Here is a 25592-nt window from a genome sequence, read left to right on the forward strand (position 1 = left end):
CTCGTCGCGCGTAGTACCCGCTACGCTTTGACTCGCGTTCCTCGCCTCGCTCGCCCGGCGACCCTCGCGCGGCCCCGTGGGGGTTTTGTTAGGCACTCTAAGCCTGGAGACCCCATGACCCGTCGCAAGGCCATCCTCAGCTGGTCCAGTGGCAAGGATGCCGCCTGGGCCCTGCATGTGCTGCGTCTGCAGGGCAAGGTGGAGGTCGTGGGGCTGCTCACCACCACCAATGAGGCCTTCGACCGGGTGGCCATGCACGGGGTGCGGGAGGTTCTGCTGGAGACCCAGGCCGAAGCCACGGGCCTGCCGCTCTGGAAAGTGCCCCTGCCCTGGCCCTGCTCCAATGAGGCCTACGAGGCCCGCATGGCGCAGGTCTGCGTCCGAGCCGTGACTCAGGGCATCGAGGCCATGGCCTTCGGCGACCTCTTTCTGGAGGATGTGCGGGACTACCGCATCCAGAAGCTGGCTGGTACCGGGCTGGAGCCCCTCTTCCCCATCTGGGAGCCGGATACGGCCCGCCTGGCCCGGGACATGATCGGGGCGGGGCTGAAGGCCACGCTCGCCTGCGTGGATCCGAAGGTCCTCGGTGCGGCCTTTGCGGGCCGCGACTTCGATGGGGACCTGCTGGCGGCATTGCCAGCAGGCGTGGATCCCTGCGGCGAGCGGGGCGAGTTCCACACCTTCGCCTGGGACGGCCCCATGTTCCAGCATCCGGTGGCGATCCGCCGCGGCGAGGTGGTGGAGCGGGATGGTTTCGTCTTCGCAGATCTGGTGCCCGCGTGAACGGCGTCCAGGCCCCTGGAGCCCTCCTCGAGGATCCCGGCCGGCCCCTCGTCCTGGTGACGGGCGCCACGGGCTACATCGGGGGCCGGCTGATCCCGCGGCTGCTGGCGGCGGGCCACCGGGTGCGCTGCCTGTCCCGAAATCCCCAGCGGCTGGCGGGCCGGCCCTGGCCGGGGGTGGAATTCGCGCGGGGAGATGTCTCCGACCCTGCGTCCCTGGAAGCCGCTCTCGCAGGCGTGGCGCAGGCCTACTACCTGGTGCACGCCATGGGGGAGGACAGCCCGGATTTCCGGGGCCGGGATCTGCGGCAGGCCCAGACCTTCGCGGAGGCCGCCGCGAAGGCCGGTGTGCGCCGGATCATCTACCTGGGCGGCCTGGGGGACGCCACCGGGCACCGGAGCGATCATCTGGCCAGCCGCCATGAGGTGGGGACCGCGCTGGGTTCCCTCGGCGTGCCCGTGCTGGAATTCCGGGCGGCCGTCATCGTCGGCAGCGGCAGCGCCAGCTTCGAGATGATCCGCCACCTGACCGAGCGCCTGCCAATCATGATCACGCCGCGCTGGGTGAACACCCGCTGTCAGCCCATCGGCGTCCGCGACGTGCTGGCCTACCTGATCGAGGCCCTGGAACACCCGGAGGTGAACGGCATCTTCGAGATCGGCGGCCAGGACGTGCTCGACTACCGGAGCATGATGCTGGGCTATGCCGAGGCCCGCGGACTGCGCCGCCTCATCCTGCCCATGAACGTGCCGCTGCCGGTGCTGTCGGTGCTCTGGGTGGACCTGGTGACGCCCATCCCCCTGCAGCTCGCGGGACCCCTGGTCGAAGGCATGGGCACCGAGGTGGTGGTGCGGGACGCCCGGGCCCTGGAGGTGTTCCGGGTGCAGCCCCTCAGCTACCGCGAGGCCCTGGCCCTGGCCCTGCAGCGCCTGGACGAGGATGCCGTGGAGACCACCTGGGCCTCCAGCCTCTCCGGCGAGCCGGAAGGACGGGAGCTGGGCTCCCACGAGGGCATGCTGCTGGAGCGGCATCATCGCCACGTGAAGGCGCCACCCCAAGTGGTGTTCGACACCTTCTGCGCCCTGGGCGGCGAGAGCGGCTGGCCTGCGGGAAACTGGCTCTGGCAGATCCGGGGCTTCCTGGACCGCGCCCTCGGAGGCATGGGCATGCGAAGGGGACGGCGCCATCCGACCCGGCTCCGGGCGGGCGACCCAGTCGATTTCTGGCGGGTGGAGGCCCTGGAGCCGGACCACCTCCTCCGCCTGCGGGCCGAGATGCGGATCAGCGGTAACGCCTGGCTGCAGTTCATGGTCAAGCCCGAAGGCCCGGGCTCGCGGCTGGAGCAGACAGCCTTCTTCGAACCGCATGGCCTGCTGGGCCTGCTGTACTGGTACGCCTCGCTGCCCTTCCACATCCTCGTGTTCCCGGTCCTGATCCGCACCTTGAAGCAGCGCGCCGAGGCCGCCGTGGGAGAATCGAGGCAAGGACGGTGACCATGTACGACGCACAACGGGAGGCCTGCGTGGCTGCGGCCCAGGCCGGCGGGGAGGTGCTGCTGGGCTTCTTCCGGAAGCTCGATCCCGCCACCATCACGGAGAAGACCAAGAACGACGTGGTGAGCGAGGCCGACCGCGCCGCCGAGGCCGCCATCCGCACCGAGCTAGCTCACCGCTTCCCCGAGTACGGTTTCCTTGGCGAAGAAGGCGGGAGTCATGGCAGCGCCGAGATCCGCTGGATCGTCGATCCCCTGGACGGAACCCTGAACTTCGTCCAGGGCTTCCCCCACTGGTGCGTGTCGGTGGCCCTGTGGGACGCGGTCGGCCCCGTGGTGGGCTGCGTGCTGGATCCCCTCCGCGGGGACTGCTTCCTGGCGGTGCGGGACCAAGGCGCCACCTGGAACGGCAGGCCCATGCGGGTCTCCCAGCAGGCGGGTCTCGACGGCGCCTTCCTGGCCACGGGCTTCGCGTTTCAGCTGGGTGACCGCTGGCCGATGTTCAACGCCGCGCTCGGCCGCGTCTTCCCCCGCGCCAAGGGCATCCGCCGCGCCGGCAGCGCCGCCCTGGATCTCGCCCACGTGGCCTGCGGCATCTTCGACGGCTACTTCGAGCTGGGACTCAAGCCCTGGGACATCGCCGCCGGCGCCCTGCTGGTGCAGGAGGCCGGCGGGATCATCACCGATTGGGAAGGCGGGCAGACCTGGTTCGCGAGTGGCAGCCTGGTGACGGGGACGCCAGGGGTGCAACCTGGGCTGCTGACGGAGTTGCGCGGGTAGGCTGGTCCGCGCCGGAACCTAGCGCTTGACCCGGTGGACCGTGAGCACCACGACGACGCCGTGATCCTTCACCACGGAGGTCCCCACGACCACCCGCTCGTCTTCCCGCAGGGAGATGGGCGTGTTGAACTTCGCGAGGGTGCCCGATTTGGTGGTGGCCTCCTCCTCCAGATCGAACCGGAAGGTTCCCACCTCCAGCGTGGAGGGCCCCTCGCCCTGGCCCCCGAGCCGGAGCCCCTGGGCACGCCACTCCACCTTCATGCGGGGAGCATCCTTGCCCTCAGCGTTGCCCAGCGCGCCCGGCAGGACATAGCCCAGTCCGGAGGTGTCGCTTCTCGCATTGTCCAGGACCTGCACCCGCTGGACGAAGCTGGCGGCCAGCGCGTAGCCGCGGTAGGTCAAGGTGCTCTTCAGCTGCTTCACCACGTCCAGGAGTTCCGGCGGCAGATTCCCATCCTGCACCGATCCCTTCGACGCGAAGAGCACGTGGAGGGTCAGCTCCATGTCCGTGGCCTTCTGGATGGCGGGGGGTGTGTCCAGGCGCTTGATCGCCTCCTCGATGGCGGCGAGGTTTTCCGGGAAATCCCGAACGGTGATGGTGCTGAAGCCCTCATCCTTGGACCAGCTCATCCTGGCCCCCCTGGTGCCACTGCCCAGAGGTTCGAGGCTCATCTGCAACCGGAAAGGATCCCGGTGCTGGATCACGAATACCTTGCTCCGCATGGCCTTCAAGATGGCGGGATCTGGCTCGGTCGGATGGGGTTGCGCAGTGGGCGTGGCGGGGGGCGCCTGGGCCACCAGGGCCGAGGCCAGCAGGGTGGCGAGGGCGAGGGTGCGGATGATGGTCATGATTTCTCCTCCGTGGATGGGGTTGTGTCGGGCAGGGGCTTGCTCTGGGCCAGCCAGATGATGCGGATGGTGGGATCGGCGGTCTGGAATTCGATGCGGGCCGGGCCGGCCGCGGGCGAAGCTTCCCGTGGGGAGGCGGCGGGCCCTCGGGTATGGGGCGTAGGCGGATCCTGCCGGACGGCCATCGTCGAAGGTGGCTGCGGAGGCTGTCGGGGGGCCCTGGGAGCTGCCGTGGGCTGTGGAACCGCAATGGTAGGGCCCTGGCGCCACAGGAAAACGGTGAGCAGCAGCGAGGCGGCGCAGGCGGCCAGCAGGGCGGAGCGGGGAATGAGGCGGCGGGGCGGCTTGGCAGCCGTTTCCGCGCGGACCTGCGCCATCAGCTGGTGGCGCAGGCGCTCCCGATCGGCGGCGTCGAAGGGCGAGGCCATCGCCTCCCGCAGCTGGATCTGGCTGGCGCGCAGATCCTCGGCGGCGGACCGGCAGTCCGGGCACTGGGCGAGGTGGTGATCCACGGCGGTCCTGTCCGTGGCGTCCAGGTCGCCTTCGACCCAGAGGGGAAGCTGATCGAGAACATGGAGTGTCATGGACGGCCTCCGTGGGGATGCAACAGGCGGGCACAGAAGGCCTGGACCTTGGCGCGGGCTGAGGCGGCCTGGGAACGGATGGTGACGGGACGGACGCCGAGGATGCGGGCGGCTTCCTCCGTGGAGAGGCCCTCCAGGTCCCGTAGCACCAGGGCGGCGCGCTCGGCTTGGGGCAGGCTTTCAAGGGCTCGGTGCACCAGGGCGCGGCGCTGGTACAACAGGGCGGTCTCTTCCGCATCCGCGGCCGCGGGATCACCGGGCAGGGTGTCCATGGCGTCGAGGGGCACGGGCAGGGGACCCCGCTTGCGGGCCAGGTCACGGCAGACGTTCACCGCGATGCGCACCAGCCAGGCCTCGAAGCGCTCGCCTAGGCGGAAGGTGTGCAGGGACCGGAACACCCGGAGGTAGGTCTCCTGGGCGGCATCCTCGGCCAGGTGCCGGTCTCCGAGCATCCGCCAGGCCAGGGCCAGGACGCGGGCCTCGGTGCGGGCCATCAGGTCCTCGAAGGCGTCCACCTCGCCGCCGAGGATGCGCTGGATGAGCGGCGCCAGCGGATCCTCCGCCGGGGCTTCCGGGAGGGAGGCGAACCCCTCGTCCATCAGCGCGGCCTTGGATCCCGGAAACACGTCACGATTCCTCCCTCACCTATCCATACCGGGAGAGCGGGCAAAGCGTTGACTGGAAGCTTGAGAATCAGGCCTCGCCCTTGGCGCGCCGGCTGTAGACGACGACGTAGAGGCAGAGGGCGATGAGGGCGCCGAGGCCGATCCACTCGCCCAGGGCCCCCTCGGCGGCATGGGCGCTGAGGACGGGGAAGCCGTCCCGCCAGGCGTCCTTGGCCTTGATGGCCGAGGCGATGACGCCCATGATCGCGCCACCGGCCATGAGGCCGCTGGCGATGAGCACGCCGCGGTTCTCCCGGGCCTTGGCGTCGGCCTCGCTGGTGCCGGCCTTGGGCCGGTTCACCCAGTAGGACAGGAGGCCGCCCAGGAAGAGGGGCGTGTTCAGCTCGATGGGCAGGTACATGCCCAGGGCGAAGCCCAGGGCGGGCAGCTCCACCATGCGCAGCACGATGGAGAGCATGACGCCGAGGCCGAAGGCGTACCAGCGCAGGGGCATGGACACGGTGCCGAAGATGCCTTCGAGGATGGCCTTCATGGCGCTGGCCTGGGGGGCGGGCAGGGCGTTGGTGCCGATGGCGTAGGCGCCGTCCGGCAGCTTCTGGTTGGCCAGCAGCCACATGGCCAGGCCCGTGAAGAGGGCCGCCACGAAGGTGCCCACGAACTTCCAGGCGATCTGCCGGGCGGGCGTGGCGCCGATCCAGTGGCCGATCTTGAGGTCGGTGCTGAAGGCGCCGGAGGCCGCCAGGGCCGTGCAGACGATGCCGCCCACCATCATGGTGAGGAACATGCCGTAGCCGCCGGTGAAGTGGAGCTTCAGCATCAGGCCGCCGGTGATGACCAGGGTCAGCATGGTCATGCCGCTGATGGGGTTGGTGCCGATGGTGGCGATGGCGCGGGCCGCCACCGGGGCGAAGAAGAAGGCGATGACCATGATGACGGCCGTGGCCACCAGGGCGGGCACCAGGGAATCCTTGATGCCCAGGCCGAAGGAGAGGAAGAGCAGGATGCCCAGGGCGCAGGCCACCAGGCCCGTGGCGATCATGCCGCCCGGCAGGGAGCGGTCGGTGCGCGCGACGGCGACGGCCTCGGCGCCGGGCTTCTCGCCGGCCAGCAGGGCCTTCATGTTGCTGATGATGGAGCGGATCATGTTGGGCATGGAGGCGAGGACGCCCATGACGCCGGCGCCGGCGATGGCGCCCACGCCGATGATGCGGATGTAGGAGAAGAAGACCTGCTCCGGGCTCATGTCGGCGATGAGCTTGGTGCCCGGCGCGATGATGAGCGGCACGTGCTGGCCGATGGCGTGGAAGAGGGGCACCAGCACGAACATGCTGAAGATGGAGCCGGCGGCCATGACGGCGCTGTAGCGCAGGCCGATGATGTAGCCGATGCCCAGGGTGGCGGCGTTGTTGAGGAAGTTGAAGGCGAAGAAGCGTTCGCGCAGGGCGGTGCCGATCCAGACGGTCTTGAGCGTGAGGTTCTCACCCATGACCCGGAAGACGCTGGTGAGGGAGTCATACAGCATGCCGATGCCCGCGGCCACGGCCAATTCCTTGGCCTGGTTGCCGGCCTTCTCGCCCGTCACCAGGATCTCCGCGGTGGCGGTGGCCTCGGGCCAGGGGAAGATGCCGTGGTTCTCGACCATGAAGTGGTGGCGCAGGGGGAGGATGAAGAGGATGCCGATGCAGCCGCCCAGGAAGCTCACCAGGCAGACCTGCCAGAGGGTGGGATTGGGCACGCCGCTGCCCGGCGTGTTGGCCAGCACGTAGAGGGCCGGGATGGTGAAGGCCGCGCCGCTCACCACGTGGCTGCTGTTGGCGCCGATGGACTGGATGATGACATTCTCCAGGATCGTGCTCTTGCGGGGGAAGAAGCGGCTGAGGCCCACGGCCAGGATGGCGATGGGGATGGCGGCCTCGATGCCCTGGCCCAGTTTCAGGGCCAGGTAGGCGGCGGCCATGCTGAAGATGGCGCAGAAGATCAGACCCAGGACGATGGCGCGGGGCGTGGTCTCGGGCAGGCCATCCTGGGGCACCAGGGGCACGTAGGCCTCGCCGGGCTCCAGCGCCCGCCGCGCGTTCGCGGGCAGACCCTTGATCTCCTGGGGTTCGGATCCGTGGGACATGGGTGCTCCTGGGGGGCGCTAGGCGGAATAGGCTTCGAGGACGGATTGGACCACGCGGCGCGAAAGCCCGTGGTAGCCGGGGCTGGCGGCGGCGAAGATCTCGCGGGCCAGGGCACGGGTGCGGGGTGATCCACCCAGGGCACCGTACAGGGGGCGCAGATACTTCATGCGGCCCACCCGCAGGAGCACCTCCCGGATGCGGGCGAAGGCCGGCTCGTAGTCCGCGGCGGCGGCCAGGGTGAGCCACTCCACGAGGATCTCGTGATTCCCGCGGCCCATGAGCTGGAAGTGCTCGTCGAGCCAGGCACAGTCGGCCTGGGTCAGCTGGCGGGGCAGCTTCTGGAGATAGACCTGCAACTCGGCGGGCTTCCAGCCAGCGATCTGCTGGGCGCTGGGCCGTCCCCCTGCCGCCCAGCTCTCTGCCAGCTTCGTGAGGCCGTCCAGCTGGGCGCTGCGGAACTCCGGTGCGGTGTCGGGCAGGCCGGGCTGGTCCAGGTAGGCCCGGGCATTCACGGCTTCCAGGGCGCCGGGCAGCTTGGCCTCCGCGAAGGCGCAGAACTGCTCCGTGGTGATGGACGTGAAGCGGAAGGCGTCCATGTAGTCGCGGATGAAGCGGAGGAACCGCTCTTCGCCCACCTCCTGCTCCAGGGCCGCCACCAGCCGGGCGCCCTTCTCGTAGGGGATGCTGGAGAAGGCATCGTCCGGATCGATGCCTTCCAGGTGCATGCGCAGAACCGTGAGGTGGGGTTCGTTCTTGAAGCGGGCCAGGCTGTCCTCCAGGGCCTTTTGGCCCATGGCCCAGCCCAGTGCGGCGGCGTCGTCGCCGTGCAGGGTGCGGAGGATGCGCCGCTCCGCCCACACCGTGAAACCTTCGTTCAGCCAGAAGTGTTCCATGCTGGCGTTGGTGACGAGGTTGCCGGTCCAGCTGTGGGCCAGCTCATGAGCCACCACGTCCACCAGGCTGCGGTCGCCCGCCAGGAGGGTCGGGGTGAGGAAGGTCATGCGGGGGTTCTCCATCCCGCCATAGGGGAAGGAGGGCGGCAGCACCAGCATGTCGTAACGGTCCCAGGGGTAGGCCCCGAACAGCGCCTCGGCCTTCAGGATCATGTCCTCCACGCCCGCGAATTCCCAGGCGGCCGAGGCGACGGTTTCCGGCTCGGCCCACACGCGGGCGCGGGGGCTGAGTTCGCGGGATTCCAGCCGTCCCACCGCCAGGGCCATCAGGTACGACGGAATGGGCTGGGGCATGTTGAAGCGGTAGAGGTGGCGGCCATTCCCGAGCGACTCATCCCCGGCTGGTCCAGCGGACATCACGGCGGTGAGGCCTTCGGGCACCGTCACTTCCGCTTGGTAGGCGATGCGGGCGACCGGCGTGTCCTGGCAGGGCACCATGGTGCGGGCATGGATCTGCTGGCACTGGCTGAAGAGGTAGGGCGCGACCTTGCCCTCGGTCTGTTCGGGCTCCAGCCACTGCAGGGCCATGGCGTCGGCGCCGGTGGCATAGGTGATGGCCACTTCCTGGGAGTCCTGGGGCACCTCGATGCGCAGGCGCTGGCCCAGGATGGCGTCCGCCTCGCCCAGCTCCCAGGCGACGGGACCGTGGCCCGGCACCTGCACCGTGCGGATGTCCAGGCCCTTGGTGTCGAGATCGAGCGGGCCGCCGAAGGTCTTCCCGAATTCCAGGACCACCTCGCCGTCGATGCGCTTGGCCTTGAAATCCACCGCCAGCTTCAGCCGCAGCCGGCGGGCCTTGGGCTGGGCGGCATCGTAGTAGGAATGCGGATCGGGGCGATGCATGGGGGCCTCGTGGGAACCGCCCATGATCCCATGGCTGATCGTTCGTGCCAGTCACAAGCGCTCAGAACGGCGCAGGCCCCGCGATGCGGGGCCTGCGTAGGGAATGGCCTTTGGCCGTTCCTTTTCTATCTGAAAACCGCAGGTTTTCAGCCCTGCGCTAGTCCTCGTCCGGAGCGAGCCCCTCCACCTTCTTCACCTTGATGACGTCGCCGTGCTCCTTGACGATGCAGCGCAGCCAGTCCTCGGGGGCCTTGGGGTGGGTGACCTCGCCCTTCTCGTTGCGCACGTTGCCATCCAGGTACTTCCAGATGAGGAACTCGCCCAGCTTCCGCCAGCGGGCATGCAACTGGGCAGTCTGCTTGGCGGCGTACTGGGTGAGGTAGTCCTTGGCCTGGGCCGGATCCTTCTTGAAGAGGTCGAGGGCGGTGCGGTCAACCTCGGCCTGGTCCGCCAGGTAGCGGCCCTCGTATTCACGCTGCACCTTCTGGACGTCCACGATCATGTCGCTCCAGCGGGTGTAGGTGTAGTTCGAGACGAAGTTGAAGGTCCAGAAGGCGCTGTCCCAGTTGAACTCGCTGAAGTTGCCGGTGCCCTCGGCGAAGGCCTTGGGGGGCGCCTGGATGCCGCAGGAGATGGGCACGTAGACGGTGGTGTAGGTGTCGTCCACGCCGAACCAGATGACGCCGCCGACGGGATCGGGCATCCAGGAGCGGCTCTGCGTCACGAAGGAGAAACCGGTCTGCTGGGTGCTGATGGCCCGCTCATGGACGTAGTCCTGGCCGTCGATCTTGAAGCCCATGGGCCGCCAGCGGTAGGGCAGCTTGTAGGGCCCGGCACCGATGTCCTTGGTCATGTCGAAGTCGGTGCCCTCGTAGTGGTCGCGCATCAGGGCCATGGCGTCCTGCACGGCCAGCTTCTCATCGGGCTTGATGAAGAGCGGCATGGGCTTGGCGCCCTTCTCGGCCTTCACGAAGTCCATGGGGATCTTCTGGCTCTTGGCGGCGCGGTTGAAGATGCTCCACACCCGGGCCTCGCAGGCGCGCAGGGCGCCGAAGCTGAGGGGGGCGTAGGCATCCACGAAGCTGAAGTTCTTGTCCTCGCCCTTGAACCAGCCCTTCTCCCGGGCGAAGGGGATCAGGTCCCTGCTGAACAGGGCGGTGGCGGGATCGTTCTGGGGGAACTGGCGGATGCGGGCCTGGTTAGCGTGGGCGCTGATGGTCCCGTCGGGCAGCTTGTAGGCCACCCAGAGGGCGCCGGTCTGGCCCTTGCCCTTGCCGATCATCTCGAGAATCCACACTTCGTTGGGGTCGGCGATGGAGAAGCTCTCGCCCTCGGAGGCATAGCCGTAGGTTTCGGCCAGGCTGGTCATGACCTGGATGGCCTCGCGCGCCGTCTTCGCCCGCTCCAGGCCGATGTAGATGAGGCTGCCGTAGTCCACGATGCCGCTGGGGACGTGCAGTTCCTTGCGGCCTCCGAAGGTGGTCTCGGCGATCACGAGCTGATGCTCATTCATGTTGCCCACCCGGGTGTAGGTGAGCGCCGCCTCGGGAATGCGGCCCAGGGGCTTGCCGGTATCCCACTCCACGATGTCGCGGAAGGTGCCGGCCTGGTGCCGTCCACCCGCCTTGAAGTAGAGCTCGCCGTAGAGGGTGTGGCTGTCGGCGGAGTAGGTGATCATCGTGGAGCCGTCCTTGCTCGCGCCCTTGGTGACGAGCAGGTTGGTGCAGGCCTCCAGGGCCGCGCCAGCGGCGAGAAGGGTGGTGAGCAGGACGAGGGGGCGCAGGCGCATGGAGATCCTTCCGGTTCGGGGGGTCAGAAGCGGAGGCTCGCGCCGAAGGTCAGGTAGGACCGGCGCGAACCGTAGTTGGGATGGCGGTGGAACACCAGATCACTGTTGACGAGACGCGCCTCCAGCGCGGCGTGGGGGTTGAACCGCCAGCCACCGCCGGCGCTGAGGGTGAAGCCCCAGTCGGTCTCGGTGTAGGTGCCGCCGTAGGCGGTGCTGGTGGGCCGGAGCGTTTCGTTCCACAGGGTGCCGCCCATGCCGAAGATGCCGAAGAGGCCGCTGCGGCTGTGGTCCTCGAGATGGGGCATCCACTCGTAGGCCACGGAGTAGGCTTCCATGCGGCTGCGGGCGAACTGGGGGCCGGTGACCCAGGCAGAGCCATCCCAGGTGGTGGTCAGGCCTGTCTGGACGGCGCCCTTCGAATCCATCTGGAGGTAGTCGATGCGGATGCGGCCCAGGTGGCGACTCTCGCGGTTGAAGTGGATCTGGAGGCCGGCCTGGAAGCCCGTGTTGAAATTCGATTCGAGGTCGTTCAGGGGGGCGACGGCCGCCAGGCCGATCCCCATGCGGTTGCCGCCGGGGTTCTCCTGGGCGCAGAGGCCCAGGGAGGCGAGCAGGAGGAGGGCTCCGGGCGTCTTCATGGGGGGCAGGTTACCAGATGGCCGGGCGGTCCTTTTCGGGCCGCTTCATGGGGTCACCGTCTTTGCAGCCGAAGGCGTCGAAGAACTCCGGCAGGTTGGACAGGGGCCCGTTCACCCGGAACTTGGCGGGGCTGTGGGGATCGGTGTTGGCGCGCAGGCGCGTGGCCTCTTCGCGGGTGAGGGTGCGCCAGGTTTCGGCGTAGCCCAGGAAGAAACGCTGCTCGGGCGTGAAGCCCTCGATCCTGCCCACGGCCGGCTTGCCTTTCTGGCTCAGCTTCCAGGCATCCCACGCGATCTTGAGGCCGCCCAGATCGGCGATGTTCTCGCCCAGGGTGAGGTGGCCATTCAGGTGCAGGCCGGGCAGGGGCTCATAGGCATCGAACTGTTTGGCCACGAGCTCAGCGCGCAGGTTGTAGGCCTTCTCATCCTCGGCGGTCCACCAGCTCTTCAGGTTGCCGTCGGCGTCGTATTGGCGGCCTTCGTCGTCGAAGCCGTGCGTCATTTCGTGGCCGATGGTGGCGCCGATGTTGCCGTAGTTCACGGCGTCGTCCGCCGTGGCATCGAAGTAGGGCGGCTGCAGGATGCCCGCGGGGAACACGATCTCGTTCATGGTGGGGCTGTAGTAGGCGTTGTTGGTCTGGGGCGTCATGTCCCATTCGTTCCGGTCGATGGGCCTGCCGAGGTTGGCCAGCCGGCGCTGGAATTCGAAGCGGCGGGTCTCCAGGACATTCAGGACGTAGGGCTGAGGCTGGATGTCCAGTTTCGCGTAGTCGCGCCACACGTCGGGGTAGCCGATCTTCACGCGGATGGCCGCCAGCTTCTCCTTGGCCTTCACCTTGGTGGGGGCGCTCATCCACTCGAGTCCCTCGATGCGGGCCTTGAGCGCCGTGCGCAGGTTCTCGACCATCTCCAGCACCTTGGCCTTGCTGCTGGCGGGGAAGGCGCGTTGCACGTAGAGCTTGCCCAGGGCCTCACCCAGCCCGCGATCCGCGGCGAACATCACGCGCTTCCAGCGGGGGTGCTGGGCCGTGGTGCCCTGGAGCCTGGTGCCGTAGAAGGCGAAGGCCTCCTCCTCGAAGGCTTTCGGCAGGGCCGAAGCCGAACTGCGGAGCAGGGTCCAGCGCAGGTAGACGCGCCACTGGTCGGCGGGCAGCTCCTGGATCATGCGGCCCAGCTCGGCCAGGAAGGCCGGCTGGCGGACCACGAACCGGTCCGGCGTCGGCACGCCCAGGGCCTTCAGGTAGAGGGCGCTTGGGAAGCCGGGTGCCGCCGAGTCAAGCTGGGCGGGGGTCATGGCGTGGTAGATGGCGTTGGGATCCCGCTGCTCGACGCGGGTCATGCTGGCCTTGGCCAGGCGCGTCTCCAGGGTCAGGATGCGGTCGGCGTCCTTGGGATCCAGGCCCGCCAGGCTGAGCGTCTTGGCCACGTGGGCACGGTAGGCCGCAAGGAGTTCCCTGGATTTCGGATCGTCCTTCAGGTAGTAGTCCCGGTCCGGCAGGCCCAGGCCGCCCTGGCCCAGCACCATGGAGTAGCGGCTGCTCTCCTTGTCATCCTGCTCGACGCTGAAGGAGAAGGCCGCGAACGCGCCCACCCGGTGCAGGTCCGCGAGGACGGCCGCGAGGCCCGCGGCATCCTTTACGCCGTCGATGCGCGCGAAGAGGGACTTCAGCGGGGCGATTCCTTTGGCTTCGATGGTCTTTTCATCCATGCCGCTGGCGAAGAAATCGCCGACCTTCTGGGTTTCGGAACCGCGCGCAGCCTTGGCTGCGGCGGCCGATTCCATGATCTCCCGCAGGATCTGGTGGGTGCGGGTGTCGATTTCCTGGTCGACGCCATACCGGTCGTATTCGGCGGGGATGGTGGTCCGCTTCGCCCAGGAGCCCACGGCGAACTGGAAGAAATCCTGGGTGGGTTTCACCGAAGGGTCGAGATTGGCGGGATTGAAGCCCTTGTAGGGGAGCTGGGCGTTCAGGGCCAACGAGGCCACCAGGGGGAGGGCGAGGCAGGATAGACGCATGGGGGCTCCGGGGCATTCAGCATAGGCACCGGGCCAGGGGCGGGGGGACACACCTGGGCCCGGTTTGACGGTTCGTCAGGTTCGGACTACCAGATGGCGGGGCGCACCTTCGCGTCACGCTTCATCGGTTGGCCGTCGCCGCAGCCGAAGGCGTCGTAGAACTCGGGCAGGTTGGACAGGGGGCCATTGACCCGCTCGCGGCCAGGGCTGTGGGGGTCGGTCTTGAGGCGCACCGAGAGGGCGGCCTCGCGGATGTGGTTGCGCCACACGGTGGCGGCGCCCAGGAAGAAGCGCTGGGGCCCGGTGAAACCCTCGATGGGGGCGGGCACGGGCTTGCCCTTGAGGCTGTTCTGGTAGGCGGCGAAGGCGATCTTGAGGCCGCCGATGTCGGCGATGTTCTCGCCCAGGGTCAGCTTGCCGTTCACGTGCTCGCCCTTGAGGGGTTCGTAGGCGTCGTACTGCTTCACCACCAGGTCGGTGCGGGATTCGTAGGCCTTCTTGTCCGCATCGGTCCACCAGTTCTTGAGGTTGCCCTCGGCGTCGAACTGGCTGCCGCTGTCGTCGAAGCCGTGGGTGATCTCATGGCCGATGACGAAGCCGAGGGAGCCGTAGTTCACGGCGTCGTCGGCCTTGGGGTCGAAGAAGGGGGGCTGGAGGATGCCCGCGGGGAAGGTGATGTCGTTCATGGAAGGGTTGTACGACGCGTTGACGGTGGGGGGGGTCCAGCTCCACTCCTTGCGGTCGATGGGCTTGCCCAGCTTGGCCAGGTTCTCCTGGATGCGGAACATGGCCGCCCGGCGCGTGTTGCCGAAGAAGTCATCCCGCTTCACCTCGAAGCCGTAGGTCTTCCACTTGTCGGGGTAGCCGATCTTCACGGCGATGGCGTCCAGCTTCTTCATGGCCTGCTGCTTGGTGTCGGTTCCCATCCAGTCGAGGTTGGTGATCCGCTCGCGCAGGGCCACCCGGATGTTCTCGATCATGTCGAGCACCCGCTTCTTGGATTCGGGAGGGAAGGCGACTTTCACGTACAACTGGCCGAGGGCATCGCCGAGAGAGCGGTCGGTGGCCGCCTCGATGCGCTTGGCTCGCGGCTCCTGTTCAGGGGTGCCGTTCAGGACCTTGCCCTGGAAGGCGAAGGATTCCTCGCCGAAGGCCTTGGGCAGGAGGCTGGCGGAGCTGTTCAGGGCGTGCCAGCGGAGATACGTGCGCCACTGGGGTGCGGGCACGGAGCTGGCGATTTTTCCGAAAGCCTCGAAGTAGGAGGGCTGGCTGAGGTTCAACTCCGTCATCTTCACGCCGCGGGCCTGGAAGTAGCTCTTCCAGTCGAAGCCCGGCGCTTCCTTGGCCATCTGCTCGAGGTTGCGCTTGTTGTAGGTCTTCTGGGGATTGCGCTGCTCGACGCGGGTCCACTGGACCTGGGCCATGCGGGTCTCGAGATCCAGCACCACCTTGGCGCGGACGGCGGCCAGGGCGGGAGCGTCGCCCGCCAGCTGGAACATCCTGGTGATGTGCTGCTCGTACTTGGCGCGGATGTCCTTGCTGCGGGCGTCATCCTTCAGGTAGTAGTCGCGGTCGGGCAGGCCCGTGCCCCCCTGGCTGAGGTAGCCGAGATACTGGGTGGACGCCTTGGCATCCTGCCGGACGAAGAAGCTGAAACCGCCGGGCAGGCCCTGGGCGTGCAGCTTGGCCAGCAGGGCTGGCAGCTGCTTGGCATCCTTCAGTCCCTCGATGCTGGTCAGGACGGGCTTCAGGGGGGCGAGGCCACGCTTCTCGATGGCGGCCTCGTCCATGCCGGCGGCGTAGAAGTCGCCCACCTTCTGCTGGACGCTGCCTTTGGCCCAGGTGGTCTTGGCGCTGGTCTCTTCCAAGATCTGCTTGAGGATGGCCCGATTGCGCTCGCTCACTTCCTCGAAGGCGCCGAACCGGGGCTTGTCCGACGGGATGGTGTGGGTCTTGAGCCAGCCGCCGTTGGCGAAGGTGTAGAAGTCCTCGCAGGGCCGGACGGTGGTGTCGAGGTTCACGGGATCGACCCCGGGTTTGGACTGGGCGGCGAGCGAGAGAGCCGCAAGGCCCAGACACAGGCCGAGGGAGGCGCGGAGGGGGGAGGGCATGGTTAACCTCGTAAGATGAGGGTAAAAGCCTATCAGGAAGGCCGGCGCAGCGATATGTGGATCACCTTGTCAACTTCCGCATGGACCGAGCCTGCCTGGTCCACCAGGCGGATCGTGTAAGTCCGGTCCACCTTGGGCTGTTCCTGCAGCAGGCGCCGGATCTCCTCCAACTCGGAGGCTTCGATGCAGAAGGTGGCCGTCAGGGTGCCGCGGCCGGGCTTGCGGAACCGGATGGTCGCGGCCTTGTCCCAGACCTGGTAGTCCGGTCCCAGGTTCTTCATGAGCATGAGCATGTAGAAGGGATCCACGGCCCCGTAGAGGCTGCCGCCGAAGATGGTGCCCACGTAGTTCCGGGTGCGCCAGGACAGGGGCAGGCGAATCCGGACCTCCTGCCAGTCCGCGGCGATGAAGGTGACGCGTCCGCCCGTGCCCCGGTAGCAGGGCCACAGGTTGAAGCCCCAGCGCATGAGGCGGGTGCGGAACGACTCAGGCAAGGGCCACCTAGAACCGGACGGTGACGTTCTCGCCTTCCTTGATGTGGACCGTATCGATGAAGCGAACCTGGCGGGCCCCGTAGGTGAGGATGAGGCTGGAGGTGCGCAGGCCGTGGCCGAAGTGCAGCACGCCCTTGAGCAGGTTGCCGTGGGTGACGCCGCAGGCGGCGAAGACGATCTGCTTGCCGGGACAGAGGTCGTCGGTGAAGTAGATCCTGCCGAAATCCACGCCCATGGCCTCGGCCTTCTCGCGGCTGGCGGTGTTGGTGTCCACCTTGAGGCGGCCCTGGATCTCGCCGTTGAGGCACTTCAGGGCCGCGGCGGAGAGCACGCCCTCGGGAGCGCCCCCGGTGCCCATGACTGCGTGGATGCCCGTGCCGCTGACGGCCGCGCTGATGGCGGCGCTGAGGTCGCCGTCGCCGATGAGCTGGATGCGGGCGCCGGCGGTGCGGATGTCGGCGATGAGCTGGGCGTGGCGATCACGATCCAGCACGCTGACGGTGATCTCGGAGACCTGTCGGTCCAGGGACTTGGCGATGATCTTGAGGGTCTCCCCGACGGGGGCATCGAGGCTCACCTTGCCCTTGGCCGAGGGGCCCACGACCAGTTTCTCCATGTAGAGGTCGGGCGCATGCAGCAGGCCACCCCTCTCCGTGGCCGCCATGACTGCGATGGCATTGGGGGCGCCGGTGGCGCAGAGGTTCGTCCCTTCCAGTGGATCCACCGCGATGTCCACCTGGGGATGGTCACCGTCCAGATCGGCACCCATGCCGACCTTCTCTCCGATGAAGAGCATGGGCGCCTCGTCCCGCTCGCCTTCGCCGATGACGATGGTGGCATCCATACGGACGGTTTCCATGGCGGTCCGCATGGCTTCGACCGCCAGCTTGTCGCTGTGCTTGCGCCGGCCATGGCCGATGGAGGTGGCGCAGGCGATGGCGGCCTGTTCGACCACCCGCAGGAATTCGAGGGACAGGGTCTGTTCCATGGGGTCGCTCCCGGGGAGTCTTGGTGGCGGTAGGTCAGGCCAGCCGGTTCACGCTCTGGCGGATCCAGTCAAGGAAGGGCTCGGAGCCCTCCTCGATGGGGAACATGAGGATCTCGGGGACCTCGTAGGTGTGCAGGTCGGTGATCACCTCGGAGACCTGCGGGAAGAGCTCCCGGGTGGTCTTGATGATCAGCATGACCTCCTCATCGAGGTGGGTCTCCCCCTTGAAGTAGTAGTAGCTCTTGATGCTGGGGACGATGTTCACGCACGCGGCATAGGCCTGGTCCACCAGGGCGGCGGCGATGGTGAGGGCGGTTTCCTCGCTCCCGCAGGTGGTCATGACGGTGCAGACGTCGGTCATCGTGAAGGCTCCCCGTCCGGCGAACGGAACTGGTCATTGTAGCTTGGGAGGCGCGAGGGCACGGATCACGAAAGGCGAGGTGTGGCAGGCCCTTCGGTGGGATCGTGGTCTGACCACGGTGGATGTTGGGTTTGAAGGAATGGGAGGTTGCGGTGGGGTGATGTGGGGCCGCATGTGTGGGGAGTGTTCTCCGTCTTCCCCGGTGACCCATGAGGGCCTTGGATTCGAACTGCGTCTGGCTGGGCCAACCGCGGTCTTGCTCCGACACTCCGCCTAACGCACCGTGCCCTGCGCGGTGCTCCCCTTCGCCACTGGCTCAGGGAGGCGGAGCCTCCCCCGCGCTGTCTCCGCGATCCCACTCGGGCGAAGGCCTGAGGGGTGGTGAGTGCGGGCGACTAAATGTCGCCCGCCGAACCGGGCACCCCTCGGCTTGAGCATCATTCCGGGGTGGATCGGGCCGTTCCCCGTACTTCGTATTGACCCATCAGGGGGAGGATTCGAACCGCGTCTGGCTGCGCCAGCCGCCGGTCTTGCTCCGGCGCGACATCAAGTCGCGCCTCCACAAGCCCACTCGGAGGTCCGGGCCGTTCCCCGTATTTGGCGCCGACTCATCAGAGGGAGGATTCGAACTGCGTCTGGCTGCGCCAGCCGCGGTCTTGCTCCGACAGCGCCCCGCGCTGTCTCCGCAAGCCCACTCGGAGGTCCGAATCCCCTCGCCTGCTTCCGACCAGAAAAATGGGGGCCGGATGGCCCCCGTTTTTCTGGTCGGGGCGAGAGGATTCGAACCTCCGACCTCTCGGTCCCGAACCGAGCGCTCTACCAGGCTGAGCCACGCCCCGACGAAGGTTTGACTCTACTGGAAACGGGCGGGGGCGTCCAGCCTGGCTATTCGGACTCGAGTCCGAGGCGGATCCGTTCGAGACGGCGGGTGTGGAGGAGGCGGAGGGCGCGGCGCAGGGGGTCGGGATCCTCGTGGCGGTCCGGGGCCTCCGCGGGCGGGTCGCAGGGAATGATCTGCAGGCCCTTGAGGCTCAGGCCCAGGGCACGGTGGATGCGGTCGCGGACCTGGGGCCAGACGGCCTCGGCGGCTTCGCGGAGGGCCGCGATGCGGGTCAGTTCCCAGCAGCCCATGACCAGGACGTCCCGTTCCACCCGCAGGGGGCGGGTCCGGTCCGCGAGGGCGGGGCCGACCACGAAGTGCCAGGCCTGCCGCAGGCGGGCCTCGGCCTTCTGGTTGGGCTGGCGGGCCCCGATGGGGACGAGGCGCGGGGCGCGTCTCATGGCTTCCAGCGGGGCGGCGGCAGGGGTGCACAGGCCCGCTCGCCGTTCAGCAGCAGCGGCGAGGCCAGGGTGGGAATCATGGTGTTGGTCTCCACCTCGAAGAGGGGCTGGAGCAGGTTGTGCAGGGTGCCGCCCTGGCGGTACAGCACCTCGTCCACGCTGCGCACGCGGCTGGCGGGGATGGCGTTGGACTCGCACAGGGCGAGCACCTCCTCCACGGTGCTCTGCAGGGTGCGGGCCTCGATGAGGGGGACGAGCTCCTCCCGATCCCTGACCCGGCCGCGGTTCTTCTTCCACTCGGGACGGGCTTCCAGATCCAGGCCCAGCCACATGGCCAGCACCTCGAACTGGCGGTCGCTGCCCACGCCGATGGCCACGTCGCCGTCCTGGCAGCGGAAGGACTGGTAGGGCACGATCTGGGGATGGGCGTTGCCCCAGCGGCGGGGCGGTTCCCCGGTCATGAGCGAGCCCGCGGCCACGTTCACCAGACCCGCCAGGGCGGCCTCCATGAGCGGCACTTCGATGTGGAGGGCCTCGCCCGTGCGCTCGCGGTGGAGGAGGGCGGCCTGGATGCCGTTGGCGCAGTAGAGGCCCGCCAGCACGTCCACCAGAGCCACGCCCACCTTCATGGGGCGGCCGTCGGGTTCGCCCGTGATGGCCATCCAGCCGCTCTCGGCCTGGATGATGAAGTCGTAGCCGGCGCGGCGGGATGCCGCGACATCCGAGGCGAAGCCGCGCACCGAGGCCAGGATGAGCTTCGGGAATTTCGCGTGCAGCCGCTTCCAGCCCAGGCCCAGGCGATCCGCGGAATCGGCGCGGAAGTTCTCCACCAGGACGTCGGCCTCCTTCAGGAGGTCGAAGAGCTGCTCCTTGCCCTCCTCGGTGTGGAGGTCGATGGTGCGGCTGGTCTTCCCCCGATTGGCGCAGCGGAAGTACGCGCTCTCCCCGGTCTCGCCGTCCTCGAAGGGCGGGCCCCAGCCCCGGGTGGGATCGCCTTCGGGGGGCTCCAGCTTCTGCACCTCCGCCCCGAAATCCGCCAGCAGCTGCGTGGCGAAGGGGCCGGCCAGCACGCAGGACAGGTCCACGATCCTGAAGTGGGACAGGGGCTTGGGCATCCGGAATCTCCGCTTCTCAGCCTACTTCATGTCCACCTGGACCTCGCCTTCGAGGTAGGCCTGGGACCTGAACCCCTCGCTGCCAGTGGTCACGGCGGCCACCCGGAAGGCCCTCAGGGTGCCGCTGAGCTGGAGGTTCGGGGCCAGCTGCCGGTTGAGGCCGGCCTGGACGGCCTCGCGCAGGCCCTGGAACTGCTGGTCCATGAGGAAGTGGGCCTTGTCCGTCAGCACCCGGCGCAGGTCCGAGTGGTAGATCCAGTCGCCCAGCCGGGCCAGCCAGCTCTGGCTGTCCAGGGTGAAGTCCAGGTCGGTGAGGCGCAGCGAGCTGGTGGCTGGATCGGACAGGGGCTTCCCGGACAGCGTGACCTTTCCCGTGATGCGGCCCTTCAGCCCGACCTCCAGCATGGCCTTGCCCTGCTCGCCCCAGACGCGGGCGGAGGTGATCTCGAAACGCCCCTTGTCCGTGTCGAAGGTCTTGCCCACCACCTGGGCGGCGAACTGCTGGCTGGCGTGGGTGTAGGCGAGGTCCGCCTCCACCCGGAGGCGGAAGCCGGGCTTCGGGCTCGCGTTCACCTCGAGGTCGGGCAGGGGCGTCGCCTCCGCCTGGGGTTTCGCACCGAGCACCAGCCGGGGCTGTGCCTCGATCTCCGGCGTGATGATCAGGGTCCGCCCCTGGGTGGCCAAAGGGGCGAGGCGGACGCGGCGGGGCTGGAACAGGAGGTAGAGGTCCTTTCCCAGCTCGATGGGCTGGCTGAACTGCGTCCAGGCCTCCTGGGCCTTCTGCCGGGCCAGGGCGTTCTCGCGGACCAGCCTGCCGAGCAGGTCGGCCCCCGCCCTTAGGTTCTCTTTCATGCCCGCCGTGACCTGGTCGGTGATGTCGAAGCCGAGGAAGGTGACTTCGCAGGTGTTCAGCGGCGTGACCTCGAAGGCCGTCTGCCGCAGGTCCACCCCCCAGCCGGGAAGGACGCCGATATCGGTCCTCAGGTCCAGCAGGACCCGCCGTGGCGGCTCGGGATCACGGCCACAGGAGCCCATCACGGTGAAGTGGTTGCCGATGGTCCGCAGACCCACGTCCATGCCGAAGTTCGCCACCACCCGCACCGCGACCTGGGCGTCCTTCACCCTCACGGTCAGGGGTTCGCGGATCAGGTTGAACCGGAAATAGGTCCTGGGTCGGCCCTTGATCTCCGCCCAGGTCTCGATGCCGGGAGGGGACAGCGGCACCTGGGCCTCCACCTGCTTCAGCAGCGGGACGAGATCCACGCGGATGGGCAGGGCCAGGGTCGAGGGCTCGAGCTCCTCCACGAAGGCCGAGGGCGCCGGCGGGGTCTGGGCCCGCAGGGGCAGGACGAGCAGGAGGAGGATGAGGGATGGACGCATGGGGACCCGCAGATCCCCAAACGCTACCAGATCAGCTCGCGGCCACGGTCCGGCGGTAGGCGGCGCTCAGGGTGGCGGCGATCTCCTCGGGGCTGTGGCCCAGGAAATCCTGGCGCTGCATGAGGTGCACCAGCTGCCCGTCCTTGAGGATGGCGGCCTGGGGGCTGGTGGGCATGGCACCCTCGAAGTATTCCCGCGCCTGGGCCGTGGCCTCCTTCTCCATGCCCGCGAAGACCGTGACCAGATGGTCGAACCGCAGGCCCTGGGACCGGAGCGCCTCGGTCACGCCCGGGCGGGCCCCGGCCGCCGCGCAGCCGCAGACGCTGTTCACGACCAGCAGGGTGGTGCCGGGCTTCTGCAGGGCCTCGTCCACCTGGGTGGGGGTCAGGAGCTGCTGGAAGCCGACCTGGGTAAGCTCATCTCGCATCGGGGCGACCATGTGTTCGGGGTAGTTGGACATGCCATCCTCCAGGGGATGAAAAAGCTTACCAATTAAGTCAGGATTGATCCAGATCACATCTCGGGAGGAACCATGCGACTGGTGCTGATGGGGGGAAGCCTCCGGCCCGCTTCGCTCAACGCAAGGCTGCTGGGGTACCTGGCCCGGACGCTGGAAGCGCGGGGCCATGAGGTCTCGACCTTTTCCGGTGAAGCCCTGCGCCTGCCGCTCTACGAGGATGGCGAGCCCCCCGCCGCTGCCGCCCAGGCCCTGCATGCCGCCCTGGCGAAGACGCAGGGCCTGCTCATCGTGTCGCCGGAGTACAACGCGGGGATTCCGGGCCACCTGAAGAACGCCGTGGACTGGCTCAGCACCATGAAGCCCAGCCCCTGGGCGGGTCTGCCGGTGCTGCTCTGCGCGGCGAGCCCCGGGGCCTTCGGCGGCGCCCGCGGGCTGATGGCCTGGCGCGCCACCCTGGCCAACATGGGGGCACTGGCGCTGCCCGAGGCGATCACGGTGCCGCATGCGGACCAGCAGCTGGATGCGGAGGGCGCGCCCACCGATGCCCGCACCGCCGCGTCCGTGCCCAGGACCCTGGACGCCTTCCTGGCCCTGGTGGCCCGGCTGCGCTAGGTTCGAGCCGTTTCTGCCATCCTGAAGGGTCTTCTCCGGAGCCGCCATGAAGGACTTCCTCAAGAGTTTCTTCGCCACCCTCCTGGCCCTGATGGTGGCCGGGGGCTTGGCGTTCGTGCTGTTCTTCGGCCTGCTGGCGGTCATCGGGTCCTCGGGCAAGCCGACCGTGCCGGGCAAGGCCGTGCTGGTCTTCGACCTGGACACGAGCTTGTCGGATGGCGAACGGGACACCGAACCCAGTGAGGCCATCACCGAGGCCATGGGCGGCGGCGGCGCCCACAGTCAGGTGCTGCCCGTGATCATCGAGGCCCTCGACCGGGCAGCCTCGGATTCTCGCATTACCGCCCTGTTCCTCACGGGGAACCTCCAGAGCGCGGGCCCCGCCCAACTGCGGGAACTGCGGGAGGCCATCCAGCGGTTCAAGGCGAAGAAGCCGGTGCTGGCCTACAACCTGGGCTGGGGCAAGCGGGACTACTACCTGGCCGCGGGCGCCACGACGGTAATCATCAACCCCTTCGGCGAGATGGAGGTGAACGGCCTGGCCAGCGAGCCCATGTTCTTCGGTGAGGCCTTCAAGAAGTACGGCGTGGAGGTGCAGGTCACCCGCGTGGGCAAGTACAAGAGCGCGGTGGAGCCCTTCATCACCGACCGCATGAGCGATCCCAACCGGGAGCAGATCCAGATGCTGCTGGACGACATCTGGGGCGAGTGGAAGGACACCGTCGCCAAGGACCGCAAGAAGCAGCCCGCCGACCTCCAGGCCATCGCTGACGAGCGTGGACTGCTCGAAGCCGAGGATGCCAAGAAGCTCGGCCTGGTGGACCGCATCGCGCCCTACGACGAGGTGCTCGACGAGCTCAAGAAGCTGGCCGGGAAGCAGGCCAAGGACAAGGATTTCCCCCAGATCACCCTGGCCACCTACGCCGGGATACCGGGTGAGGCGAAGACCGGCAAGGCCCGCATCGCCGTGCTGGTGGCAGAAGGGGAGATCGTGGATGGCGAAGGCAAATCCACCCAGATCGGTGGCGAGCGGCTCAGCCGCGAGCTGCGGCGCCTGCGCCTGGATGAGCGGGTCAAGGCCGTGGTGCTGCGCGTGAACAGCCCCGGCGGCAGCGCCTCGGCCTCGGAGCTCATCCAGCGGGAAGTCGTGCTCACCAAGAAGGTGAAGCCCCTGGTGATCTCCATGGGCCACCTGGCGGCCTCCGGCGGCTACTGGATCAGCACCTATGGCGATCGCATCTTCGCCGAGCCCACCACCATCACCGGCTCCATCGGCGTCTTCGGCCTGCTGCCCAACGTGAAGAAGCTCGCCAACGGCCACGGCATCACCTGGGACAGCGTGCAGACCGCCAAGCTGGCCAACCCCATGACCCTGACCCGTCCCAAGAGCGATCTGGAACTGAACCGGATCCAGGGTCTGGTGGATCACATCTACGAGCAGTTCGTGGCGAAGGTGGCCGACAGCCGGAAGATGAAGAAGGAGGCCGTCCATGAGATCGCCCAGGGCCGCGTGTGGTCCGGCCGCGAGGCCGTCAAGCTGGGCCTGGTGGATGAGATCGGCGGCCTGGGCGCGGCCCTGAAGCACGCCGCGAAGATGGCCAAGGTCGAGAACGATTTCTACGTGGCCGGGCCCGAGCGCGAGCCCGATGCCCTGAAGGACCTGCTCAGGAGCCTCGGCCAGGGGAAATCGCGGAAGCTGACCAAGCCCGGGCCCGTGGATGCGCTGGCCGAAGCCTTCAAGCTGCAGCTGGAGCGGGTCTCGGCCCTGAACGACCCCCGGGGCGTCTACGCCCGCATGGCCTTCGAGATCGACCTGAAGTAATCCGCCCTTCCCATCCACAGGGGGCTCCCATGCTTGGATCCAGACCCATGTCCGACTGGATCCAGGCCTATGGGGAGAGCCACCAGCATCCCGTCAACCGCGCCTGCCACACGGTCGGCATTCCCCTGGTGACGCTGTCGATCCTCCTCCTGCTCGCGGCGCCCCTGGTTCCGTGGCTCTGGAAGGCCGGGCTTGTCCTGTTCGGGGTGGGCTGGTTCTTCCAGTTCCTGGGCCACGCCGTGGAGGGGAAGCCCCCCGAGTTCTTCAAGGACTGGCGCTTCCTCCTGGTGGGGCTCCGCTGGTGGGCCCTCAAGGTGTCGGGCCGCGTCCCTCCCGCGCCCTGAGATCCGGCGGGGGGAAGGACTGAGCAGAGCCTGAGGCTATGCTGAAGGCCTATGGACTCGTCTTCCTTCATCTCCGCCATCGTGCTCCTGGTCCTGGTCACGGATCCCCTGGGCAACATCCCGCTCTTCGTGGGGCTGCTGCGCCAGGTGGATCCCGCCCGGCGCCAGCGGATCATCGTCCGCGAGGTGCTGTTCGCCTTCGCCATCCTGGTGTTCTTCGCGCTCTTCGGACAGCGGGTGCTCAAGCTCATGCACCTCACGGACACGTCGCTGGGCATCGCGGGCGGGGTGATCCTCTTCCTCATCGCCCTGAAGATGGTGTTCCCCCATCCCGAGGGCCGCGGCGCCGACCACCCGCTCCACGGGGAGCCCTTCCTGGTGCCCCTGGCCATCCCATTCATCGCGGGCCCCTCCGCCATCGCCACGGTGCTGCTGCTGGTGAGCCGCGAGCCGAATCGCCTGTGGGAGTGGCTGGGCGCCCTGTCCGTGGCCATGGCCATCTCGGCCGTGGTGCTGGGCTTCGCGGAGAAGATCGCCGACTTCCTGGGGGAGCAGGTCACCATGGCCTTCGAGCGGCTCATGGGCCTGGTGCTGACGGCCATCGCCATCGAGATGCTCCTGGCGGGCATCCAGAAGTTCCTGCTGCAGGTGCGGGTCGCCTAGAAACGGCGCTTCAGGCTCAGCTCCAGCGTGAAGTCCGCCACGGGCTCGTAGGTGCCGTCCGGAAGCTTCACGGCGGCCTGGATGTGCATGGGCTCGGTGATGCGGTCCTCGGATTCGAGGGCCCGCCTGACCTGGTCGCGGATGGCCTGCCCCTCTTCGCAGATGAAGTAGACGTCGGATTCGGGGCGCTTGAGGAACTGGGCCTGGAAGGCCTTGAAGACCAGGTTCACCTTGGCGCCGGAGCGCTTGATCTGATCCATGGCCAGCAGGCCCCCGGCGCAGTCGGCCCCGATGGCCAGGGCCCCGAAGTACATGGAGCCAAGGTGGTTCTTCGACCAGCGGCGCAGGGGCACCTTGATCACGCAGCGGGTCTCGGACAGCTCGATGACGCTGGGCCGCACCGAGGCCAGCAGGGGGATCTTCAGCCAGCCGAAGAGGCGCATGCCGAAGGTCTGCTTGAAGCGCTCCAGCCCCGAGCCCATGG

The 25592-nt window shown here is 68.1% G+C and carries 24 protein-coding genes and 1 tRNA gene; 7 read left to right on the top strand and 18 right to left on the bottom strand.

The window, feature by feature from the left end; all coding sequences use genetic code 11:
• Positions 1-114 precede the first annotated feature (114 nt).
• From QOZ81_RS05280 to QOZ81_RS05290, 3 genes are read left to right on the top strand one after another with little or no spacing between them, the layout of a single operon-like run.
• The gene (locus QOZ81_RS05280; protein ID WP_291200510.1) at positions 115-783 is read left to right on the top strand and encodes an adenine nucleotide alpha hydrolase; all 669 of its coding nucleotides are present in this window, start codon (positions 115-117) and stop codon (positions 781-783) included.
• Positions 780-2276: an SDR family oxidoreductase gene (locus QOZ81_RS05285; RefSeq protein ID WP_291200507.1), complete on the top strand. Its 1497-nt coding sequence runs from the start codon at positions 780-782 to the stop codon at positions 2274-2276. The genes QOZ81_RS05280 and QOZ81_RS05285 overlap by 4 nt, the downstream gene beginning before the upstream one ends.
• 2 nt (positions 2277-2278) lie before the next feature.
• Entirely contained in the window at positions 2279-3055 is a 777-nt protein-coding gene (locus QOZ81_RS05290) for an inositol monophosphatase family protein (protein WP_291200505.1), read from the top strand.
• A gap of 18 nt (positions 3056-3073) precedes the next feature.
• On the opposite strand, the gene QOZ81_RS05295 is transcribed toward QOZ81_RS05290, so the two are convergent.
• From QOZ81_RS05295 to QOZ81_RS05375, 17 genes are all read right to left on the bottom strand, one after another.
• Positions 3074-3904 carry a hypothetical protein gene (locus QOZ81_RS05295; RefSeq protein WP_291200503.1) on the bottom strand — a complete coding sequence of 277 codons (831 nt, stop codon included), beginning with the start codon at positions 3902-3904 and terminating at the stop codon, positions 3074-3076.
• A complete protein-coding gene (locus QOZ81_RS05300) occupies positions 3901-4488 on the bottom strand; it encodes an anti-sigma factor family protein (protein ID WP_291200500.1) in 588 nt (195 codons plus the stop codon). Before QOZ81_RS05300 ends, QOZ81_RS05295 begins: the two co-directional genes overlap by 4 nt.
• Positions 4485-5114, bottom strand: a complete 630-nt coding sequence (locus QOZ81_RS05305; RefSeq protein WP_291200497.1) for an RNA polymerase sigma factor — start codon at positions 5112-5114, stop codon at positions 4485-4487. The genes QOZ81_RS05300 and QOZ81_RS05305 overlap by 4 nt, the downstream gene beginning before the upstream one ends.
• Positions 5115-5181: 67 nt before the next feature.
• Positions 5182-7236 (bottom strand): OPT family oligopeptide transporter, encoded by a 2055-nt coding sequence (locus QOZ81_RS05310; RefSeq protein ID WP_291200494.1) that lies wholly within the window; start codon positions 7234-7236, stop codon positions 5182-5184.
• Between the two features lie 18 nt (positions 7237-7254).
• The gene (locus QOZ81_RS05315; protein WP_291200491.1) at positions 7255-9033 is read right to left on the bottom strand and encodes a M1 family metallopeptidase; all 1779 of its coding nucleotides are present in this window, start codon (positions 9031-9033) and stop codon (positions 7255-7257) included.
• 157 nt (positions 9034-9190) lie between these two features.
• Positions 9191-10822: a dipeptidase gene (locus tag QOZ81_RS05320; RefSeq protein ID WP_291200488.1), complete on the bottom strand. Its 1632-nt coding sequence runs from the start codon at positions 10820-10822 to the stop codon at positions 9191-9193.
• A gap of 23 nt (positions 10823-10845) precedes the next feature.
• Positions 10846-11460 (bottom strand): outer membrane beta-barrel protein, encoded by a 615-nt coding sequence (locus tag QOZ81_RS05325; RefSeq protein ID WP_291200485.1) that lies wholly within the window; start codon positions 11458-11460, stop codon positions 10846-10848.
• 10 nt (positions 11461-11470) lie between these two features.
• Positions 11471-13477, bottom strand: a complete 2007-nt coding sequence (locus QOZ81_RS05330; protein ID WP_291200482.1) for a M13 family metallopeptidase — start codon at positions 13475-13477, stop codon at positions 11471-11473.
• Positions 13478-13563: 86 nt separating this feature from the next.
• Positions 13564-15588 carry a M13 family metallopeptidase gene (locus QOZ81_RS05335; protein WP_291200479.1) on the bottom strand — a complete coding sequence of 675 codons (2025 nt, stop codon included), beginning with the start codon at positions 15586-15588 and terminating at the stop codon, positions 13564-13566.
• Positions 15589-15620: 32 nt separating this feature from the next.
• The gene (locus tag QOZ81_RS05340; RefSeq protein ID WP_291200476.1) at positions 15621-16082 is read right to left on the bottom strand and encodes a DUF4442 domain-containing protein; all 462 of its coding nucleotides are present in this window, start codon (positions 16080-16082) and stop codon (positions 15621-15623) included.
• A gap of 7 nt (positions 16083-16089) precedes the next feature.
• On the bottom strand, positions 16090-17070 hold the full coding sequence (glpX, locus tag QOZ81_RS05345) for a class II fructose-bisphosphatase (RefSeq protein ID WP_291200473.1): 981 nt from the start codon (positions 17068-17070) through the stop codon (positions 16090-16092).
• Between the two features lie 34 nt (positions 17071-17104).
• Complete coding sequence (gene cutA / locus QOZ81_RS05350) at positions 17105-17431, bottom strand: divalent-cation tolerance protein CutA (RefSeq protein ID WP_291200470.1); 327 nt, start codon at positions 17429-17431, stop codon at positions 17105-17107.
• Between the two features lie 762 nt (positions 17432-18193).
• A tRNA-Pro gene (locus QOZ81_RS05355) sits at positions 18194-18270 on the bottom strand.
• Between the two features lie 46 nt (positions 18271-18316).
• On the bottom strand, positions 18317-18712 hold the full coding sequence (locus QOZ81_RS05360) for a DciA family protein (RefSeq protein ID WP_291200467.1): 396 nt from the start codon (positions 18710-18712) through the stop codon (positions 18317-18319).
• Positions 18709-19827 carry a CaiB/BaiF CoA transferase family protein gene (locus QOZ81_RS05365; protein ID WP_291200464.1) on the bottom strand — a complete coding sequence of 373 codons (1119 nt, stop codon included), beginning with the start codon at positions 19825-19827 and terminating at the stop codon, positions 18709-18711. The genes QOZ81_RS05360 and QOZ81_RS05365 overlap by 4 nt, the downstream gene beginning before the upstream one ends.
• A 21-nt stretch (positions 19828-19848) precedes the next feature.
• Complete coding sequence (locus QOZ81_RS05370; protein WP_291200461.1) at positions 19849-21207, bottom strand: DUF4403 family protein; 1359 nt, start codon at positions 21205-21207, stop codon at positions 19849-19851.
• A 31-nt stretch (positions 21208-21238) separates the two neighbouring features.
• Positions 21239-21667, bottom strand: a complete 429-nt coding sequence (locus tag QOZ81_RS05375) for a BrxA/BrxB family bacilliredoxin (protein ID WP_291200459.1) — start codon at positions 21665-21667, stop codon at positions 21239-21241.
• Between the two features lie 72 nt (positions 21668-21739).
• Here QOZ81_RS05375 and QOZ81_RS05380 point away from each other — a divergent pair, with 72 nt between their 5' ends.
• From QOZ81_RS05380 to QOZ81_RS05395, 4 genes are read left to right on the top strand one after another with little or no spacing between them, the layout of a single operon-like run.
• The gene (locus QOZ81_RS05380; protein ID WP_291200456.1) at positions 21740-22279 is read left to right on the top strand and encodes an NADPH-dependent FMN reductase; all 540 of its coding nucleotides are present in this window, start codon (positions 21740-21742) and stop codon (positions 22277-22279) included.
• 46 nt (positions 22280-22325) lie between these two features.
• Positions 22326-24101 (top strand): signal peptide peptidase SppA, encoded by a 1776-nt coding sequence (gene sppA / locus QOZ81_RS05385; RefSeq protein WP_291200453.1) that lies wholly within the window; start codon positions 22326-22328, stop codon positions 24099-24101.
• A 47-nt stretch (positions 24102-24148) separates the two neighbouring features.
• The gene (locus QOZ81_RS05390) at positions 24149-24445 is read left to right on the top strand and encodes an Mpo1-like protein (protein WP_291200450.1); all 297 of its coding nucleotides are present in this window, start codon (positions 24149-24151) and stop codon (positions 24443-24445) included.
• A gap of 51 nt (positions 24446-24496) precedes the next feature.
• On the top strand, positions 24497-25108 hold the full coding sequence (locus tag QOZ81_RS05395) for a MarC family protein (RefSeq protein ID WP_291200447.1): 612 nt from the start codon (positions 24497-24499) through the stop codon (positions 25106-25108).
• Here QOZ81_RS05395 and QOZ81_RS05400 read toward each other — a convergent pair.
• Complete coding sequence (locus QOZ81_RS05400) at positions 25105-25590, bottom strand: DUF4442 domain-containing protein (protein ID WP_300715356.1); 486 nt, start codon at positions 25588-25590, stop codon at positions 25105-25107. The genes QOZ81_RS05395 and QOZ81_RS05400 overlap by 4 nt on opposite strands.
• Positions 25591-25592: the final 2 nt, after the last annotated feature.

This window comes from Geothrix sp. (assembly GCF_030219325.1).
Classification (GTDB): domain Bacteria; phylum Acidobacteriota; class Holophagae; order Holophagales; family Holophagaceae; genus Geothrix.

Excerpts from the sequence above, each read along its gene's own strand:
- QOZ81_RS05280 (WP_291200510.1), top strand. The coding sequence starts at position 115 with ATGACCCGTCGCAAGGCCATCCTCAGCTGGTCCAGTGGCAAGGATGCC.
- QOZ81_RS05290 (WP_291200505.1), top strand. The coding sequence starts at position 2,279 with ATGTACGACGCACAACGGGAGGCCTGCGTGGCTGCGGCCCAGGCCGGC.
- QOZ81_RS05295 (WP_291200503.1), bottom strand. The coding sequence starts at position 3,904 with ATGACCATCATCCGCACCCTCGCCCTCGCCACCCTGCTGGCCTCGGCC.
- QOZ81_RS05300 (WP_291200500.1), bottom strand. The coding sequence starts at position 4,488 with ATGACACTCCATGTTCTCGATCAGCTTCCCCTCTGGGTCGAAGGCGAC.
- QOZ81_RS05310 (WP_291200494.1), bottom strand. The coding sequence starts at position 7,236 with ATGTCCCACGGATCCGAACCCCAGGAGATCAAGGGTCTGCCCGCGAAC.
- QOZ81_RS05315 (WP_291200491.1), bottom strand. The coding sequence starts at position 9,033 with ATGCATCGCCCCGATCCGCATTCCTACTACGATGCCGCCCAGCCCAAG.
- QOZ81_RS05320 (WP_291200488.1), bottom strand. The coding sequence starts at position 10,822 with ATGCGCCTGCGCCCCCTCGTCCTGCTCACCACCCTTCTCGCCGCTGGC.
- QOZ81_RS05325 (WP_291200485.1), bottom strand. The coding sequence starts at position 11,460 with ATGAAGACGCCCGGAGCCCTCCTCCTGCTCGCCTCCCTGGGCCTCTGC.
- QOZ81_RS05330 (WP_291200482.1), bottom strand. The coding sequence starts at position 13,477 with ATGCGTCTATCCTGCCTCGCCCTCCCCCTGGTGGCCTCGTTGGCCCTG.
- QOZ81_RS05335 (WP_291200479.1), bottom strand. The coding sequence starts at position 15,588 with ATGCCCTCCCCCCTCCGCGCCTCCCTCGGCCTGTGTCTGGGCCTTGCG.
- glpX (WP_291200473.1), bottom strand. The coding sequence starts at position 17,070 with ATGGAACAGACCCTGTCCCTCGAATTCCTGCGGGTGGTCGAACAGGCC.
- cutA (WP_291200470.1), bottom strand. The coding sequence starts at position 17,431 with ATGACCGACGTCTGCACCGTCATGACCACCTGCGGGAGCGAGGAAACC.
- QOZ81_RS05360 (WP_291200467.1), bottom strand. The coding sequence starts at position 18,712 with ATGAGACGCGCCCCGCGCCTCGTCCCCATCGGGGCCCGCCAGCCCAAC.
- QOZ81_RS05365 (WP_291200464.1), bottom strand. The coding sequence starts at position 19,827 with ATGCCCAAGCCCCTGTCCCACTTCAGGATCGTGGACCTGTCCTGCGTG.
- QOZ81_RS05370 (WP_291200461.1), bottom strand. The coding sequence starts at position 21,207 with ATGCGTCCATCCCTCATCCTCCTCCTGCTCGTCCTGCCCCTGCGGGCC.
- QOZ81_RS05375 (WP_291200459.1), bottom strand. The coding sequence starts at position 21,667 with ATGTCCAACTACCCCGAACACATGGTCGCCCCGATGCGAGATGAGCTT.
- QOZ81_RS05380 (WP_291200456.1), top strand. The coding sequence starts at position 21,740 with ATGCGACTGGTGCTGATGGGGGGAAGCCTCCGGCCCGCTTCGCTCAAC.
- sppA (WP_291200453.1), top strand. The coding sequence starts at position 22,326 with ATGAAGGACTTCCTCAAGAGTTTCTTCGCCACCCTCCTGGCCCTGATG.
- QOZ81_RS05390 (WP_291200450.1), top strand. The coding sequence starts at position 24,149 with ATGTCCGACTGGATCCAGGCCTATGGGGAGAGCCACCAGCATCCCGTC.
- QOZ81_RS05395 (WP_291200447.1), top strand. The coding sequence starts at position 24,497 with ATGGACTCGTCTTCCTTCATCTCCGCCATCGTGCTCCTGGTCCTGGTC.
- QOZ81_RS05400 (WP_300715356.1), bottom strand. The coding sequence starts at position 25,590 with ATGGGCTCGGGGCTGGAGCGCTTCAAGCAGACCTTCGGCATGCGCCTC.